General features: G+C 67.5%; 18 protein-coding genes. 10 read left to right on the forward strand and 8 right to left on the reverse strand.

Annotated features, from left to right (window positions below; genetic code table 11):
* Positions 1 to 117 precede the first annotated feature (117 nt).
* Genes VXD91_RS09660 through VXD91_RS09670 form a run of 3 tightly spaced genes read left to right on the forward strand, consistent with a single transcriptional unit; the run spans position 118 to position 2193 of the window.
* On the forward strand, positions 118 to 1593 hold the full coding sequence (locus tag VXD91_RS09660; RefSeq protein WP_135356677.1) for a septum formation family protein: 1476 nt from the start codon (positions 118 to 120) through the stop codon (positions 1591 to 1593).
* Between the two features lie 2 nt (positions 1594 to 1595).
* A complete protein-coding gene (locus VXD91_RS09665; RefSeq protein WP_064861169.1) occupies positions 1596 to 1946 on the forward strand; it encodes a metallopeptidase family protein in 351 nt (116 codons plus the stop codon).
* A 49-nt stretch (positions 1947 to 1995) separates the two neighbouring features.
* Positions 1996 to 2193 carry a hypothetical protein gene (locus VXD91_RS09670; RefSeq protein WP_061006653.1) on the forward strand — a complete coding sequence of 66 codons (198 nt, stop codon included), beginning with the start codon at positions 1996 to 1998 and terminating at the stop codon, positions 2191 to 2193.
* Here VXD91_RS09670 and VXD91_RS09675 read toward each other — a convergent pair whose 3' ends face one another.
* Together VXD91_RS09675 and pheA are read right to left on the reverse strand one after the other, a co-directional pair.
* Entirely contained in the window at positions 2194 to 2868 is a 675-nt protein-coding gene (locus VXD91_RS09675; protein WP_346415266.1) for a histidine phosphatase family protein, read from the reverse strand. It lies immediately after the preceding gene.
* Positions 2865 to 3770, reverse strand: a complete 906-nt coding sequence (pheA, locus tag VXD91_RS09680) for a prephenate dehydratase (protein WP_346415267.1) — start codon at positions 3768 to 3770, stop codon at positions 2865 to 2867. The genes VXD91_RS09675 and pheA overlap by 4 nt, the downstream gene beginning before the upstream one ends.
* Before the next feature lie 121 nt (positions 3771 to 3891).
* On the opposite strand from pheA, the gene VXD91_RS09685 reads away from it, so the two are divergent.
* The 3 genes from VXD91_RS09685 (at position 3892) to VXD91_RS09695 (ending at position 6215) form a co-directional block, all read left to right on the forward strand.
* Complete coding sequence (locus VXD91_RS09685) at positions 3892 to 4686, forward strand: DUF2470 domain-containing protein (RefSeq protein ID WP_133426197.1); 795 nt, start codon at positions 3892 to 3894, stop codon at positions 4684 to 4686.
* Between the two features lie 59 nt (positions 4687 to 4745).
* Positions 4746 to 5513 (forward strand): CPBP family intramembrane glutamic endopeptidase, encoded by a 768-nt coding sequence (locus VXD91_RS09690; RefSeq protein ID WP_346415268.1) that lies wholly within the window; start codon positions 4746 to 4748, stop codon positions 5511 to 5513.
* 153 nt (positions 5514 to 5666) lie between these two features.
* The gene (locus VXD91_RS09695; RefSeq protein ID WP_064861164.1) at positions 5667 to 6215 is read left to right on the forward strand and encodes a ferritin; all 549 of its coding nucleotides are present in this window, start codon (positions 5667 to 5669) and stop codon (positions 6213 to 6215) included.
* Positions 6216 to 6218: 3 nt separating this feature from the next.
* On the opposite strand, the gene VXD91_RS09700 is transcribed toward VXD91_RS09695, so the two are convergent.
* From VXD91_RS09700 to VXD91_RS09710, 3 genes are read right to left on the reverse strand one after another with little or no spacing between them, the layout of a single operon-like run.
* Positions 6219 to 7073: a glycerophosphodiester phosphodiesterase gene (locus VXD91_RS09700; protein ID WP_064861163.1), complete on the reverse strand. Its 855-nt coding sequence runs from the start codon at positions 7071 to 7073 to the stop codon at positions 6219 to 6221.
* A gap of 4 nt (positions 7074 to 7077) precedes the next feature.
* Entirely contained in the window at positions 7078 to 8067 is a 990-nt protein-coding gene (locus VXD91_RS09705; RefSeq protein WP_061006646.1) for a DUF4328 domain-containing protein, read from the reverse strand.
* Positions 8068 to 8087: 20 nt separating this feature from the next.
* Positions 8088 to 8429, reverse strand: a complete 342-nt coding sequence (locus VXD91_RS09710) for a rhodanese-like domain-containing protein (protein ID WP_061006645.1) — start codon at positions 8427 to 8429, stop codon at positions 8088 to 8090.
* A gap of 395 nt (positions 8430 to 8824) precedes the next feature.
* Here VXD91_RS09710 and VXD91_RS09715 point away from each other — a divergent pair, with 395 nt between their 5' ends.
* From VXD91_RS09715 to VXD91_RS09730, 4 genes are all read left to right on the forward strand, one after another.
* Positions 8825 to 8980 (forward strand): hypothetical protein, encoded by a 156-nt coding sequence (locus VXD91_RS09715; RefSeq protein WP_020099574.1) that lies wholly within the window; start codon positions 8825 to 8827, stop codon positions 8978 to 8980.
* Between the two features lie 144 nt (positions 8981 to 9124).
* Positions 9125 to 9748: a superoxide dismutase gene (locus tag VXD91_RS09720; RefSeq protein ID WP_043402473.1), complete on the forward strand. Its 624-nt coding sequence runs from the start codon at positions 9125 to 9127 to the stop codon at positions 9746 to 9748.
* A gap of 218 nt (positions 9749 to 9966) precedes the next feature.
* Positions 9967 to 10497: a hypothetical protein gene (locus VXD91_RS09725; RefSeq protein ID WP_061006644.1), complete on the forward strand. Its 531-nt coding sequence runs from the start codon at positions 9967 to 9969 to the stop codon at positions 10495 to 10497.
* Positions 10498 to 10944: 447 nt separating this feature from the next.
* Positions 10945 to 11343, forward strand: a complete 399-nt coding sequence (locus tag VXD91_RS09730) for a helix-turn-helix transcriptional regulator (protein ID WP_020099577.1) — start codon at positions 10945 to 10947, stop codon at positions 11341 to 11343.
* A 48-nt stretch (positions 11344 to 11391) separates the two neighbouring features.
* Here VXD91_RS09730 and VXD91_RS09735 read toward each other — a convergent pair whose 3' ends face one another.
* From VXD91_RS09735 to VXD91_RS09745, 3 genes are all read right to left on the reverse strand, one after another.
* Entirely contained in the window at positions 11392 to 12555 is a 1164-nt protein-coding gene (locus VXD91_RS09735) for a hypothetical protein (RefSeq protein WP_346415269.1), read from the reverse strand.
* Entirely contained in the window at positions 12552 to 13043 is a 492-nt protein-coding gene (locus VXD91_RS09740) for an ImmA/IrrE family metallo-endopeptidase (protein ID WP_061006642.1), read from the reverse strand. The genes VXD91_RS09735 and VXD91_RS09740 overlap by 4 nt, the downstream gene beginning before the upstream one ends.
* Before the next feature lie 62 nt (positions 13044 to 13105).
* Positions 13106 to 13984, reverse strand: coding sequence for a hypothetical protein (locus tag VXD91_RS09745; protein ID WP_061006641.1), 879 nt, complete (start codon positions 13982 to 13984; stop codon positions 13106 to 13108).
* Positions 13985 to 14883: the final 899 nt, after the last annotated feature.

Genomic DNA, 14883 nt, shown 5'->3' on the forward strand with positions numbered 1-14883 from the left:
TCAGACTACTTTTCTCGCCGGGACCGTGGAATGTCGAGGGCCCGTAGCGGGGCCCGGCCACAACCACATAACGGTACAACTGCAACTCTTGTCACAGCTCCTACGGCGGCTGTCACAATGGAACCGATGTTGGACGCACCCCCGGCAGTCGAACAGGGCCTGGACACGCCCGCAGACGCGCCGAAGACGACGACCACCTGGCGGCAGCGCATGCACGGCATGCATGCCACCGGGACGCAGCGCGCGCTCGTCCTCACCGCGCTCGGCGGACTGCTCATCGCCGGTGTCCTCACCGTCATCCCGGACGGCTCGCTGGGCCCGACCGGGCTCGGCTTCAACACCGGCCGCGTCAACGCGGGCCGCGTGAGTGACACCCTCGACCACGCCAAGCCCGGCGAGTGCCTCAACTGGCCGGATCGCTCGCCGGACGCCGTCGAGATCGTCGACTGCAAGAACGAACACCGCTTCGAGGTCGCCGAGTCGCTGGACATGCGGACGTTCCCGGGCAGTGAATACGGCCCCGACGCCGCGCCGCCGTCGGACGCCCGGATCAAGCAGATCAGCCAGGAGCAGTGCCAGAACGCGGCGCGCGACTACCTCGGCCCGCGCTTCGATCCGAACGGCAAGTTCGCGGTGAGCCTGGTCTGGTCGGGCGACAAGGCCTGGAAGACCAAGGGCCAGCGCCGCATGCTGTGCGGCCTGCAGCTGCTCGGCCCGAACAGCCAGCAGCTGGCCTACAAGGGCAAGGTCGCGGACGTCGACCAGTCCAAGGTGTGGCCGGCCGGCACCTGCCTCGGCATCGACCCGGCGACCAACCAGCCCATCGACATCCCGGTCGACTGCTCGGCGCCGCACGCCATGGAGGTCACCGGCGCGGTGAACCTGGCCGACAAGTACCACGACGTCATGCCGGCGGAACCGGACCAGCTGGCGTACATCAAGGACGACTGCACCAGGGCCACCGACGAGTACCTGGCCCCGGTGCAGCTGCGCGCCACCACGCTGACGCTGATCTACAGCTCCATCGCGCTGCCCAGCTGGACCGCGGGCAGCCGTCAGGTGTCGTGCAGCATCGGTTCCTCGCTCGGCAACGGCGGCTGGTCGACGCTGGTCAACAGCGCCAAGGGCCCGCTGCTGATCAACGGGCAGTCGCCCGTCGCGCCGCCGGCCATCCCGGAGGAACGGCTGAATCTGCCGCCCATCCCGGTCGTCGAGCCGCCGGTGGACACGTCGTCACAGGGCTCGTCTTCGTCGTCATCGTCGTCGTCGCAGGGTTCGCAGTCCGGTCAGTCGAGCCAGTCGGGACAGAACCAGCGGAGCCAGCAGACCTCGCAGTCGCCACAGGGCAACCAGCACATGCCGGGGCAGACCGACACGTCGAACCAGAACGCCAACGGCAGCACGCCCGGCACTCCGCAACAGCAGCAGGGCAACACGTTCCTCAACGGCCCGCCGCCGGCTCCCGCACCGCCGCCCGGGGCGGGTGCGCCGCTCGACGGCCCGCCGCTCGAGGAGGCGCCCGCGCCGCCGCCGGCCGGGCCCGTGGGTGGGGGTGCGCCGCCCGGACCGGTGGTGCCGGCGCCCGCGCCGTAGCCGTGCCGGTACGCATGGGCCGGCAGCGGTTCGAGGAACTGGTGTCCGACGCGCTCGACCTGATCCCGCCCCGGCTCGCCGCGGCGCTCGACAACGTCGTGGTGCTGGTGCAGCCGCGGAACCCGGACGATCCCGACATCCTGGGGCTGTACGAGGGCGTCGCGCTGACCGAGCGCGATTCCTTCTACGCGGGCGCGCTGCCCGACACCATCACGATCTACCGTGACGCCCTGCTCGACATGTGCGACTCCGAAGAGCAGGTTGTCGACGAGGTCGCCATCACCGTGATCCACGAGATCGCCCACCACTTCGGCATCGACGACGAGCGGCTGCACGAGTTGGGCTGGGGCTGAGCCGCGCGGCACCGCGGCATTGTCGGACCGCGGTGCTACAACAGAGTTCATGAGCACCACCTGCCGCAATTGCGTGGATGGGCTGGCGCACTGCCACGGCACGGTCATCGTGCACGTCGGCCTGCCGGCCGAATGCACCGACGAGACGTGCGCGCTGCCCGAATCCGAACACACCCTGCGCATCGACTGCGACGTGGTCGGTTGTGGCTGCGCAGAACCCGCGATGGGTCTGCGCGCCGCGGGATAGTCAGGCCATCGGGTCGGGCGCCGGCGGCGCCAGTGGGTCGTGGCCCGGGTAGAACGGCGGCGTCTTCACGCCCCACTGCACGCAACTCCACCGCCCGTCGGTGATCGGGCTGAGCACGACGCATTCGGCGTTGAGCAGATGGTGTTCCAATGCGAAATCGGCGTCCACACCGGCCAAGTGGGCGGCGACCAGGCGGATCGCCGCACCATGACTCACCACGACGATGTCGCCGGACCAGTCGTGATCGTCGAGGCTGCGCACCCGCAGGTTCGTCAGCACCGGCACATACCGGTCCAGCACCTCGCGGCCGGTCTCGCCGCCCGGCATCGCGACATCTAGCTTGCCCCGCTGCCAGTCCTCGTAGATGGCGTCGAACTGCTCGATGGCGTCGGTGTCGCTACGGTCTTCCAGGTCGCCGACCTGCACCTCGTGGATACCGTGTGCCTCGACCGGATCGAGGCCCAGCCCGTCGGCGATCTCGGCGGCGGTCTGCTGTGCGCGCGTCGCGACCGAATGGACCACCAGGCCGACGGGATGCGCCCAGTCGATTCCGAAGTCGCGGGCCTGCTGGCGACCGAGTTGGGTCAGCGACGCCCCCGGCGGCCGGGTGTCCAGCCGTTTGGCGACGTTCGCCTCCGACTGCCCGTGCCGCACCAGAACCAAACGGCCACTCATCCGCGTTGCCCCTCTCTCAACCCCGCCAACCACTGCGCCGCTTCATCGGTGACCGGCGGCGCCGCACCGGCAGCCACCCCGGTCGGCCATGACCCCAGATACCGCACGTCGGCCACTCGCCGGTGCAACGCCTTCAGCGCCTCGGCGACCGGCGCGTCGTCGATGTGCCCGACACAATCCAAGAAGAAGATGTAGGTGCCCAATTCCGTTCTCGTGGGCCGAGATTCGATACGGGTCAGGTCGATGTCCCGAATCGAGAACTCCGTCATCGCAGACACCAGGGCACCCGGTTCGTTGCGCAACCGCAGCACGACGGACGTCCGGTCGGCGCCGGTGCGCGGCGGCGGCGGGCCGGGACGGCCGACGAGCACGAAACGTGTTCTGGCGTTGGGCTCGTCGACCACACCGTCGGCCAATGAGTCCAGTTCCCACCGTACCGCCGCGAGCGCGGTACTGACGCCGGCGTCCACCAGACCTTCGGAAACCTGCTGCGCCGCACCGGCATTGGAGATCGCGGGCACGAGGGTGGCGTGGGGCAGCTGTACGGCCAGCCAGCGGCGCACCTGGGCCGCGGCCACCGGGAACGCCGCGATGGTCGACACCGCATCGGCGGTGACGCCCGGCCGGACGACGATGCTGAACGCGACGTCGAGCGTGTGCTCGGCGAAAATCTGCACCCCGCTGCCGGACGACAAGCTGTCCATGGTCGGCAGCACCGAGCCCTCGATGGAGTTCTCGATCGGCACGCACGCGTAGTCCGCGGCCCCCGCCCGGACGGCTTCCACAGCCGCGCTCGAGCTGTCACAGGCGACCGGTTCGAAATCCGGGTCGCCGGCGACCAACTGCAGCATGGCCGCTTCGGTGAAGGTTCCCTGCGGCCCGAGGTAGGCGATGCGTGCCACGCCGCAACCCTACTGGCTGCCGGTCCGGCGAGGCCCGCGACGCGGGCCTTTCGAGAGGCCTTGCGCCAACACCATCCACTAGTTAACTTAGGCTTACCTCACTTACTAGCGAAGGCGGGACATGCGCGACCTCACGACGACAATCGCAGCACCGACCACGGCAGAACGCGTCCGCAGCGCATGCGCCCGGGCCGCCGACGCGACGCTGGCCGCCGACGGCGTCACGCCGACCACCACGCCGGTCCACCACCTGCTGGCCGACGGCTCCGTCGTCCTGACCGTGCCGGCGTCCGGCCTGCTCGCCGCCACCGTCACGGCCGCCGGGGCGCGCGGCGTCGCCGCCATGCTGGAGCTGACCGACCTGGCCGCCCTACCGCTGCGCGAACGGGTGCGCTCACTGGTCTGGTTCCGCGGCCGCCTGCACGATGTGCCCGCGGCACGCGTCCCGGCCATGCTCGACCTCGTCGCGTCGGAGAATCCGCACCCGGCACTGCTCCAGGTGAATGCCGGAGCTGACCACGAAGACCCACACACGCTGGTCCGGCTCGAGATCGAGTCCGTCGTGGTGGCCGACGCCACCGGCGCCGAGTCGGTGCCCGTCGGCGCGCTCCTCGCGGCCCGGCCCGATCCGTTCTGCGCCATGGAGTCGCACTGGGTGCAGCACATGGAGAGCGCACACCGCGACATGGTCGACCGGCTCGCCAGCCGGCTGCCGGTGACGCTGCGCCACGGCCACGTGCGCCCGCTGGGCCTCGACCGCTACGGCGTCCAGCTGCGCATCGAACGCGAAGACGGCGACCATGACGTCCGGCTGCCGTTCACCAAGCCCGTCGACGATGTCACCAGCCTGAGCCGGGCCATCCGCATCCTGATGGGCTGCCCGTTCCTCAACGGGCTCCGCGCGCGCAAGCTCTGAGGGCGCCGATGAGCCGCTTGCGCGAAGAGCATTAGACCGGCGCGGTTACCGTAGCTGCGATGACGGGGCCGCAGCAGGAGCACACCGAACGTCGCGCGCTGCGCCTCGAGATCGTCGTGGTGCTGGCGGTGACGTTCGGCCTGTCTGCCTACACTGCCGTCGTCAGCCTGGCCGAGGCCGTCATCCTCGGGTTGTCCGGGCAGAAGGTGGCGCTCAACCACCGCCGCTCCCCGATCGACTTCATCGACTTCCTGCTCAATCTCAGCCCGGTCTTCACCCTGGTCGGTTGGGGCTTCCTGGCGCTGTACCTGTTGTGGCGCAGCGGCTTCCGGCCCGCGACGATAGGCCTGGGGCGCTTCCGGTGGCGCCCCGACCTACTGGGCGGCCTGGGACTGGCCGCGCTGATCGGCCTGCCCGGTCTCGGTCTCTACGTCGCCGGCCGCGCGCTGGGCATCGGCGTCGACGTCGTCCCCAGCACGCTGGGCGACACCTGGTGGCGCATTCCGGTCCTGCTGCTGATGGCGTTCGCGAACGCCTGGGCCGAAGAGATCATCGTGGTCGGGTTCCTGCTGACGCGCCTGCGCCAGCTGGACGTCTCCGCGACCAAGTCACTCATCCTGTCGGCTCTGCTGCGCGGCACCTATCACCTGTATCAGGGGTTCGGCGCCGGACTGGGCAACATCGCGATGGGCCTGGTGTTCGGGTACACCTGGCGGCGCACCGGCCGGCTGTGGCCGCTGATCATCGGGCACGGCGTGATCGATGCCGTGGCGTTCGTGGGCTATGCCTTGGCCGCCCGCCATTTGGGCTGGCTGCATCCCGCGTAATTCCGCCGGACGGCAGCCAAGCCTTACCTCTATTCGTATTCAGCAATTCGAATTAATGGATATTGCATACGTCACAGCGGGTAAGGATATGCTTTCCTGAATTAGGTTGACCTTGCATGACAAGGCCATTTGACCTGCACTATCTTCATTTTCATGACCGACGTGACGCGCCTCGAGACGAAATTCCACCAACTGCTCCAAGAACAGATTCGGAGCGAATTCGGCGCGTCTCAGCAATACATTGCCGTCGCCGTCTACTTCGATGGAGAAGACCTCCCACAGCTCGCCAAGCACTTCTATGCGCAGGCCGTCGAAGAACGCAATCACGCCATGATGCTGGTGAAGTATCTGCTCGACCGGGACATCGACGTCGAGATCCCGGGCGTCGACCCGGTGCGCAACAGCTTCGCCTCCCCGACCGAGGCCCTCAAGCTCGCGCTCACCCAGGAACGCGTGGTCACCGAACAGATCAGCCGGCTGGCCAGCGTCGCCCGCGAAGAGGGCGACTACCTCGGCGAGCAGTTCATGCAGTGGTTCCTCAAGGAACAGGTCGAAGAGGTCGCAACCATCACCACGCTCGTGAAGATCGCCGACCGCGCCGGCGAAAACCTGTTCAATCTCGAGGATTTCGTCGCCCGCGAACTGGCCGGCACGGGTGCCGCCGACCCGACCGCACCCGAGGCCGCCGGCGGCAACCTCTAGCCGTCAGGCCTCCGCGTCCTGGCCGGAGTCCCGGCCCGCGCCGGTCAACCCGTTCTGCAGCCAGTCCTTGGTCCGGCGCGGGTGATTGGTGGCGACCCACCCGACGCCGAGATCGGCGCAGTAGCGCACGTCCTCGTAATGGTCGACGGTCCAGCAGTACAGCGCACGCCCGTGCGCGGCCGCATGGTCGACCAGTTCGGGGTGCTCACGCAGCGTGGTGATGGACGGGCCCACTGCCGTCGCCCCGACCGTCGTCGCCGCGCTGCCGCCCAGGTACCTCGACGTCTCGCCGAGCAGCACCGTCGGCAGCATCGGTGCGGCCCGGCGGATACGCCACACCGCGGCGGCCGAGAACGACATCACCACGGCGCGAGCGAGATCGGCCGAAGCCGGTGCCGCGATGCCGTACCGGTGCAGCAGTGCGAGCACCTTGCTCTCGACCAGCGCGCCGTACCGCACCGGATGCTTGGTCTCGATGAACAGCTTCACCGGCCGGCCCCAATCGAGCGCCAGCCGGATCAGGTCGTCGAGGGTGAGTAGGCCCGCCGAGCTCTGGCCGCCGTCGGCCCGGCTGGGATGCCATGCGCCGTAATCCAATTCGCGCAGCTGCGCCAGGCTCATCTCACTGACCAGCCCGGTGCCGTTCGACGTGCGGTCCACCTTGCGGTCGTGCACACACACGAGGTGTCCGTCCCGCGTCAGCCGGACGTCACATTCGAGGCCGTCCGCCCCCTGGCTCAGGGCCAGCTCATAGGCTCCCAGCGTGTGCTCGGGCCGCTCGGCCGATGCGCCACGATGTGCGACCACGAAAGAGTTGTTGCGTGTGCCGTCCGTCCCGCCAGTGCCGTCCACGCCCATGGTCCTATGCTGCCGGTTCCTCCGGCGTGGGCTCAACCGGAACCGCCGATTGGGCGCCTGATTCTTCGGCTTGTTCGGCGTCCACGACGACCCAGCGCTGCGCGGGTGCGTCGGCCTGCGTCCGTTCGAAGGCGTGGTAGACGCGCAGGACCATCGCCAGCGACAGCATGCCCATCAGGTACCCGATGATCGTGATCTCGGTGCTGTCGGCGATGCCCTGCGGGTCGGTCGCGAACATGCCCACGATGGACCAGACGACCACCAGACCCGAAACGGCCCAGATCGCCCACCAGATGCCGATCGGGCGGCGCAACGTGCTCATGCGGTTCTCGACCGTGGCCATCTCGGTGACGAACACCGGCGCGAGGAACATGTTGACCACCGGGACGAGGCAGCCGACCCACAGCACCCAGCGGCGGCGCGGCTCGGTGGTGCCGGCACGGTGATAGGCCGCCGCGCGGCGGGCGATCAGCCAGTTGGTGAACACGATCGCCGTCGCCAGCACCGCGAACAATGCGACGACGCTGGACGCGACGCCGAGCCAGCTGCCTCCGATCGCCACCCACGGGTTGAGCAGCACGGTGCGGTTGATCAGCAGCAGGATGTAGCGCACGACGTGCATCAGCGCCGCGGCGCCGAGCGCGATCATCGTGATGGCCGCGACCGTCTGCACCACCGCGGTCGACGGTCCGCGATGCGTCTGCTCCGACTCGGCGGGCTGCCCGGGCGCCTGGGCGAACTCTTCGGTCAGGCCCCAGCGCGGGATGTGGTCGTAATGCGGGGTCGGCCCCAACGGCGGCTGGTGCCGACGCGGCTTCGGTGCCGGACCCGGCCGGACGGCTATCCAGCGATAGCCGCGCGACGATTTCGTCTGCCCGGCGGCCGACGTCTGCGCGACGGGCGCGAGCAGCGGACCGCGGCAGCGCGGGCACCACTGGCGCTGGCGATCACGTACGTTCCAACGCGTCGAGCACCGGGAACAGACCTGGATCACGGAACCAGCCTACGGGCCCGTCAGACGGCGCCGGGGGCGCCGTCGTCGGTGACGATCGCGCGGCCGGCCCCGGACCAGGCCAGCATGCCGCCGTTGACGTTGATCGGCTCGAACCCGTTGCGCGCCAGGTAGTGCGAGACCTTCAGCGACCGGCCGCCGGCATGGCAGATGACGTACAGCGCGGCATCACCGTCGATCTCCCCCAGCCGGGCGGGCACCTCGCTCATCGGAATGTGCTGCGCGCCCGCGGCGTGGCCGCGGGCCCACTCGTCGTCTTCTCGCACGTCGAGCAGGACCGCCGTCGAGTCGAACTCGGCGGGCAACTGATCGACGTCAATCTGTGGCACGTGCACATCGTCCATGCGTACATGCTGGCACGGGCGGCGTGCGCGCGACCACAGCACGCCATGACAGCAATCGGAGAACTATCCACAGTTTCCACAGGTTCATCCACAGGGCCAGGCGCAGGCCGATGACGGCCGTACCGGCCACAGCGCGCCTTACGCATAATTGACTGGGGATAAACAAGGGGCCATTGGTCCCCGTTGATCAACAGGGCGACACGCGGCGTGAGCGAAAAAGCTTGCCGAGCTAAGTAGTTCTGGGACCGCGGATCGGACCCGCGGCCGATGGGGCCCGATTTCCCCGTCTCGCTGGCAAACGGTTATGATCGGCGTCACAACATCCGGTTGTGACAATCCTCACTCCGCTCGAAATCGGGAACTCAGGATTGTTCTGGCAGGTCAGGGAGTATGCAATGGCGGCACATCCGTTGCGTCCGGGATCGGGCGCATCGCCGGAGTGGCATTCCGCGTTCCCGTCGCGCACCCACAGCCAACTCGTCGCGTGCGTCCGCGCCGGCATCATCGCGTTGTTCCTGCTCGTCGTGCTCGTTCTGATCGTTCTGGTCTAAAGGCCCAACAGGCACAGATCACACCGCCGTTGACGGGGTGTCCTTGCGGTGCGCGCAGGGATGGAGCAATGTGGTCTCGGATCTGTGGACGAACCCCAACTAGGGTCGTTGATCCCGCACGCGATCATCTAAGGAAGGAATCCTGTGGCTGAGTACACCCTGCCGGAACTGGACTACGACTACGGCGCCCTGGAGCCGCACATCTCCGGTCAGATCAACGAAATCCACCACAGCAAGCACCACGCGGCCTACGTCAAGGGCGTCAACGATGCGGTGGCCAAGCTTGAAGAGGCGCGGGCCGGCGACGACCACGCCGCGATCTTCCTGAACGAGAAGAACCTGGCCTTCCACCTCGGCGGCCACGTCAACCACTCGATCTGGTGGAAGAACCTGTCCCCCAACGGTGGCGACAAGCCGACCGGCGAGCTGGCGCAGGCCATCGACGACCAGTTCGGCTCGTTCGACAAGTTCCGCGCGCAGTTCACCGCCGCCGCCAACGGCCTGCAGGGCTCGGGTTGGGCGGTGCTGGGCTACGACAGCCTCGGCGGCCGGCTGCTGACCTTCCAGCTGTACGACCAGCAGGCCAACGTGCCGCTCGGCATCATCCCGCTGCTGCAGGTCGACATGTGGGAGCACGCCTTCTACCTGCAGTACAAGAACGTCAAGGCGGACTACGTCAAGGCTTTCTGGAACGTCGTCAACTGGGCCGACGTCCAGGAGCGCTTCGCCGCGGCGACCACCAAGACCAACGGTCTGATCTTCGGCTGATCTCGCGCTTTCCGGGTAACGGGGCGTCGCGCTTCTGCGCGGCGCCCCGTTCTCGTATCACCGATGCGCCCACCGCGCGAGCCGGAAGCAACTTTCGGCTCACGTGACACTTCTGGCACTCGGGGCATCTTGCGTGCTAACCCGCCACTGCCGCACCCTGGAATCAGCGATCCACTGCCGTATCGACAGATTGCTGATCGAGGTACCGGAGGGCAGCCATGGAGAGGTCAGGGCAAGCGGTCGAGATTGCACCGTTTCATTCCGGCGGCGCATTGAAGGGGTTCGTGGTGTCGGGTCGGTGGCCGGACTCCACCAAGGAATGGGCCCAGCTACTGATGGTCGCTGTCCGGGTCGCCTCACTGCCCGGGTTGCTGGCAACGACCACCGTCTTCGGTACGCGTGAAGAACTGCCAGAACATCCACAGCCCGGAACCGTCGGTCTCGTTCTCGCCGAAGGGCCCGTTGTTGGCGAAGAGGCAGTGACACCCGGATACTTCGCCGATCACCAGCCGACGGCACTGCTGATGCTCCACCCGCCGGCCGAGACGACGCCGTCGCTCCCGGAGTGCCGGGGCGCCGCCTCCGGATGTCTGCTCCTACCGGGACTGCCTTACCTGGGACTGGATCACCGGGCCGCCTGGGTCGAAGCCGAAGCGGACGGCACCATCACATCGATGGTCAGCAGGGTCGGCGTCGACCCCATCAGCCACCCCGATACCGCCATTCTGGCGATGCTGCTTGCCGCCTGACCCAACAGTGGGTTAACAGCAAAGAAGTAGGCGATTTCGCCAGGTCACCGGGCGGCGGGCCGGGGCGCTCCACATGCAGCGTGGGCGGTTGCCGTGTCCTGCCGCTCCGGTTAATGGCCGGTACGCTAACGGCAAACACTTTGGACGACACCGACCGCCCCGCACCCGGATTGCTGAATCGTCCACCGCCCGACAGAGACTGTGACGCGACTTGCAGCCGAGGTCCGGGCAAAATAGCATACGCGTCAAAATTTGCCTCATCAGGCCGTGGGCGGGCGCCGGGATCCACCCTTAGAACCGCAGCTCGCAGCCTTTTGAACCGACAAATTTGGTAGCTGGATCGAGTTATCCGTGGTTTGCACTTGGCTCTCGGCGCAACTCTCGCTACGATAGTCAGCAAATAGTGACACTGACGCCTGCAGATATCGCTAAGTGGAGGAATAACCGATGAGCATGACGTTCGCCGCTCGGCTGAACCGGCTGTTTGACACCGTCTACCCGCCAGGACGCGGTGCTCACACATCTGCCGAGGTCATCGCCGCACTCAAGGCCGAGGGTGTGACCATGTCGGCCCCCTACCTGTCGCAGCTGCGTTCGGGCAACCGGACCAACCCGTCCGTCGCGACCATGGCGGCGCTTGCCAACTTCTTCCGGATCAAGCCGGCCTACTTCACCGACGACGAGTACTACGAGAAGCTCGACAAGGAACTGACCTGGCTGGCCAACATGCGCGATGAGGGCATCCGCCGCATTGCCGCTCGTACCGTCGGCCTGTCCCCTGAAGCCAAGAAGGACCTCGCCGACAAGGTTGACGAGCTGCGTCGCCAGGAGAACCTCGACAGCTGACCCGGTTAGCCCGACCGGGCTCGACCACATTACGACCAGCGGATTCCGTTAATCCGCTGGTCGTACTGCTTTCACCCGACCGACGGACGCCTTGGCGGCGGTTCCGGTCGCCTCAGCCTTGCCCTGCCGATCCAGTTCGCGGTACTGCGCGGCAATCGCCAGAATCCACTCTCGGTCCGAATAGTTCGCGGGCTGTCTGAGCCAGCTCGGCCCGGGGAACTTCGTTCGCGATCCGCCCTTCGGCCGGCCGCTGCGGCCGTCGTAAATCCAGCTGGCCACCCGCCGCGCCTGCACATCCGGCGCCACGTCGACGCGGTCACTGCTACCGGCGCCGCCACCGTCCAGAACCGCGGTGGCCTCCAGGTACAGCGCGTCGGAGATCAGTGACATCTGTTCGGCCACCCGGAAGAGCAGCGGCCCGCGGGGCCGCACGCCGATCCCGATGTTCGGATGACGACGGCTCAATTCGGCCAGGAGCGGGGCGATGGTCCGCAGTTCGCGCCGCGCCCCGAACCAGTCTTCGACGCTGGGCAGGAGCGAGCCGCTGGCCACTACGAGCATCGCGCAGCCGAGGATGGTCGCCGCCGCGCCGACGCCGATCAGCTGGGTGCTGCCCACGGCTCGCAACAAGATGAAGGCGCTGGCCAACACGATCAGCACGATGCCGACGCTGAAGACGAACAGGGCCCGGCCCCGCCGGGTGCGGTTCGAGTTACGCACGCCGGCCCACGCGACCAGCGTCAGCGCCAGCAGCACGTACAGCAACGGCAGCAGCCAGGACAGCGAGTTGCCGCCCGACCCGAGATTGCGGCGCAGGTACTCCTCGGGCGCCATCTCGGGCTGGCGCGGCGTCAAGAAGAACAGCACCAGCGTCAGTGCCGCGATCGCCGCGGCAACGCTGTACTGCGCCAGGGCAATTCGGCGGATCGCCAGCGGCTTACGACTCGACGACGCCGACGTGATCATGACGCAGCTGCCGGCGGCGCAGGCGATCAGCGCGACCTGGCTGAGCATGCTGGACACGTTCGGCCAATGCAGGATCGTGTCGAGCAGCAGCGTGAGCGGCTCCCAGTTCAGTGCCGCGACCAAGCCCAGACTGCCGAGTGCGACGATCATCGCCGCGCTGACGAGCGACTGCTTGTTGACCAGTGCCCAACCGATACGAAGGCCGGTCGCCAGGCCGAGCAGGCCGGCGATTACCCAGATGATCAACCAAACGCCTCGCCGAGACGGATCTGAACGATCGAGGAGCGGTCAGAAGGCAGCCGGCCGAGCCGATGGATCAGCAGCGCGGCGAAATCCTCGGCTTCCTGTTCGGCTTCCTCGCCGGCCGGGCCCATACAGCCGGTCCGCTGATTCAGCATGTAGCCGATGAGATCGGAACTCGCCAGTTCCATGGAGTCCCTGGCGGCCTCGACGACGGAGACACCCTCATGACCGAGAACCAGGTGGCCGAGCTCGTGGGCGAGCGTCCGGTCCCCGGCCGGGAGTCCCTTTTGCAAGAGGAACACATCGCGGTCGTTGTACTGGCGCCACTGACCACAAACCCCTGGCGGCAGGTCGGCCATGGTCACCTCGATCGGGCGACCACGATCCTCACTGACCGCTTCGACGAGACGGGCAAGTGAGACTTCACCACGTCGCGGGGCAAGATCCAGCACCGAATTGACTGCGCGTGTGACACGGCGGCTCGCGGGCATGCCGAACCCCCTTTCACTGCGATTGGCACGGTTGCCATCAATTGTGCCGCAGACCCATTCCGTCAGGTCATAAATCGTGCAGTGCCGCTGCGGCGGACCACGTGACCAGCGCGCGCCTGCCGGTACCCGACCAACCCACCAGCGCCGGTCAGGATGAGGATGCCGGTGAAGCCGGGGACGGCCACCGCCGCCACCTCACTGAGACCGGCCGCACGCAGGTAGTCAGGATATCCGGCGCGGAAAGCGGGTTCGGCGATGATCTCGTTCTTGGTGCCGAATGTGGTCGGCTGCGGTGACCGCACCGCAGGCACTTCCGCCGGCGCGCTGACCACGACCGGGTTGTCCAGTTTCAGCGCGGGGAACGCCGGAGGTTCCAGCACCGGCGCTGTCGGCAGGCTCGCCATGACCGTGGGCATGCGGTTCGGACGCCCGACGTTCAGGTTCATGGTCGGAACGACCTGCTCGCTCAGCATCGAAAGCGACGTCTGCATGAACGGCAGTGATGTCGCGGCGTCGAGCGTCGCGTTGGTGAGTCCTGCGACGAAGTCATAGACCGGCTCGATGTGGGCGAGGACGAACACCGGAATCGCGGCGAGCTGCGCCAGCACCGGGATGTTCGACATGTCGGGCAGCTGCGGGAGCTGGTCCCACCGAGGCAGTCGCGGTACCAGCGACGCCAGGGGGATCTTCGTCAGATCGATGCTCTGCACGGCGCCGGTCGACGTCGTGTGGACGGCCGCGGTCGGCAGGGAGAACGTCAGCCCCATCAAGTTGATGCTGGTGGTCGCCCCGGCCGGGGTCGCCTTGACCGGCGTCTTGGTGGGCGAGGTGGCCGGCGCGGCAGGGCTGTCCGAACCGCTTCCCGGCTTGACGCCCCCCGGTGTGGGAACCGTCGGCAGGCCGGGCAGCTTGGGCAGGCCGGAGAGGGCGGGCAGACCCAACAGGTTGGGAAGGCTGGTCAGGCTGGGAAGCCGGATCCCGGGGAAGCTGGCCGCGGCTGCGGCCGCGGGCGTCGGACCGGTAGCGGCAGCCGGTTCCGGCTGGCTCGTGCCGCCCGTCGTCGCGGGGGCGCTCGTGCCGCCCGTCGTCGCGGGGGCGGTAGTACCGGTCGCCGTACCGGCTTCGCTCTGCTGAGTCGACGAGCCGGCCGACGGCTGATGTTCGCCAGCGGCCGGCTTCGGGGTTCCAGAATCCTCTGATCGCGCCGGAGAAGTGGCATTGTTTTGTTTGCTGGGGGCATTACTTTCCGACGTATTCTTGCCAGAATCGCCGGGTTTTCCGGAGTCGTGAGCACCGGCTTCGGAACCACTGTGAGCAACGCCGCCGGGGGCGCCGCGCTTATCCTTCTTCGGGCCCGAGCCTGTACCACCGGTCGACCGCGTCTGCGACTGGCCATCCGTCGGCTTGGCCGGCCGCATAGGGGCCTTGTGCCCGCCACCAGCGGTTGAGTTGCCGCCGGACTTCGTTCCCTCGCGGGAAGCCCCGCCACCGTGGCCGCTCGATCCACTACCGGATGCTGCCGTATCAGCGAAGGCGTTCGCGCCACCCATGCCAGCGATCAACAGCCCAGATGCCATCAGAGCGGCAGCTGTAGCTATTCGTTGGCGTGGCGCCATCGGTCCCTCCGCTTTCATGGCATCAAAAACCCGCTCCGATGAATTCCGAATAATTGTCGCACAGCCGCCCGACTTTGTTTGCTGGATAAAGTAGCCAGAAATGTGGGAAATTCCACCCCGGAATTGCGGTGCAATTCGAGCCAAGACCCGGTGCCCGATTCCGGCCCACGGACGATAGGGTGACGTCACCATCGCAGCAAGATCGTGCACACGTGTCGAGACGA

It is taken from the genome of Mycobacterium sp. SM3041 (genome assembly GCF_039668335.1).
Lineage (GTDB): Bacteria > Actinomycetota > Actinomycetes > Mycobacteriales > Mycobacteriaceae > Mycobacterium.

What these genes read in the sequence shown, in the direction of transcription:
- VXD91_RS09660 (WP_135356677.1), top strand. Translation starts at nt 118, where the DNA reads ATGGAACCGATGTTGGACGCACCCCCGGCAGTCGAACAGGGCCTGGAC.
- VXD91_RS09670 (WP_061006653.1), top strand. Translation starts at nt 1,996, where the DNA reads ATGAGCACCACCTGCCGCAATTGCGTGGATGGGCTGGCGCACTGCCAC.
- VXD91_RS09675 (WP_346415266.1), bottom strand. Translation starts at nt 2,868, where the DNA reads ATGAGTGGCCGTTTGGTTCTGGTGCGGCACGGGCAGTCGGAGGCGAAC.
- VXD91_RS09685 (WP_133426197.1), top strand. Translation starts at nt 3,892, where the DNA reads ATGCGCGACCTCACGACGACAATCGCAGCACCGACCACGGCAGAACGC.
- VXD91_RS09690 (WP_346415268.1), top strand. Translation starts at nt 4,746, where the DNA reads ATGACGGGGCCGCAGCAGGAGCACACCGAACGTCGCGCGCTGCGCCTC.
- VXD91_RS09695 (WP_064861164.1), top strand. Translation starts at nt 5,667, where the DNA reads ATGACCGACGTGACGCGCCTCGAGACGAAATTCCACCAACTGCTCCAA.
- VXD91_RS09700 (WP_064861163.1), bottom strand. Translation starts at nt 7,073, where the DNA reads ATGGGCGTGGACGGCACTGGCGGGACGGACGGCACACGCAACAACTCT.
- VXD91_RS09710 (WP_061006645.1), bottom strand. Translation starts at nt 8,429, where the DNA reads ATGGACGATGTGCACGTGCCACAGATTGACGTCGATCAGTTGCCCGCC.
- VXD91_RS09715 (WP_020099574.1), top strand. Translation starts at nt 8,825, where the DNA reads ATGGCGGCACATCCGTTGCGTCCGGGATCGGGCGCATCGCCGGAGTGG.
- VXD91_RS09725 (WP_061006644.1), top strand. Translation starts at nt 9,967, where the DNA reads ATGGAGAGGTCAGGGCAAGCGGTCGAGATTGCACCGTTTCATTCCGGC.
- VXD91_RS09730 (WP_020099577.1), top strand. Translation starts at nt 10,945, where the DNA reads ATGAGCATGACGTTCGCCGCTCGGCTGAACCGGCTGTTTGACACCGTC.
- VXD91_RS09740 (WP_061006642.1), bottom strand. Translation starts at nt 13,043, where the DNA reads ATGCCCGCGAGCCGCCGTGTCACACGCGCAGTCAATTCGGTGCTGGAT.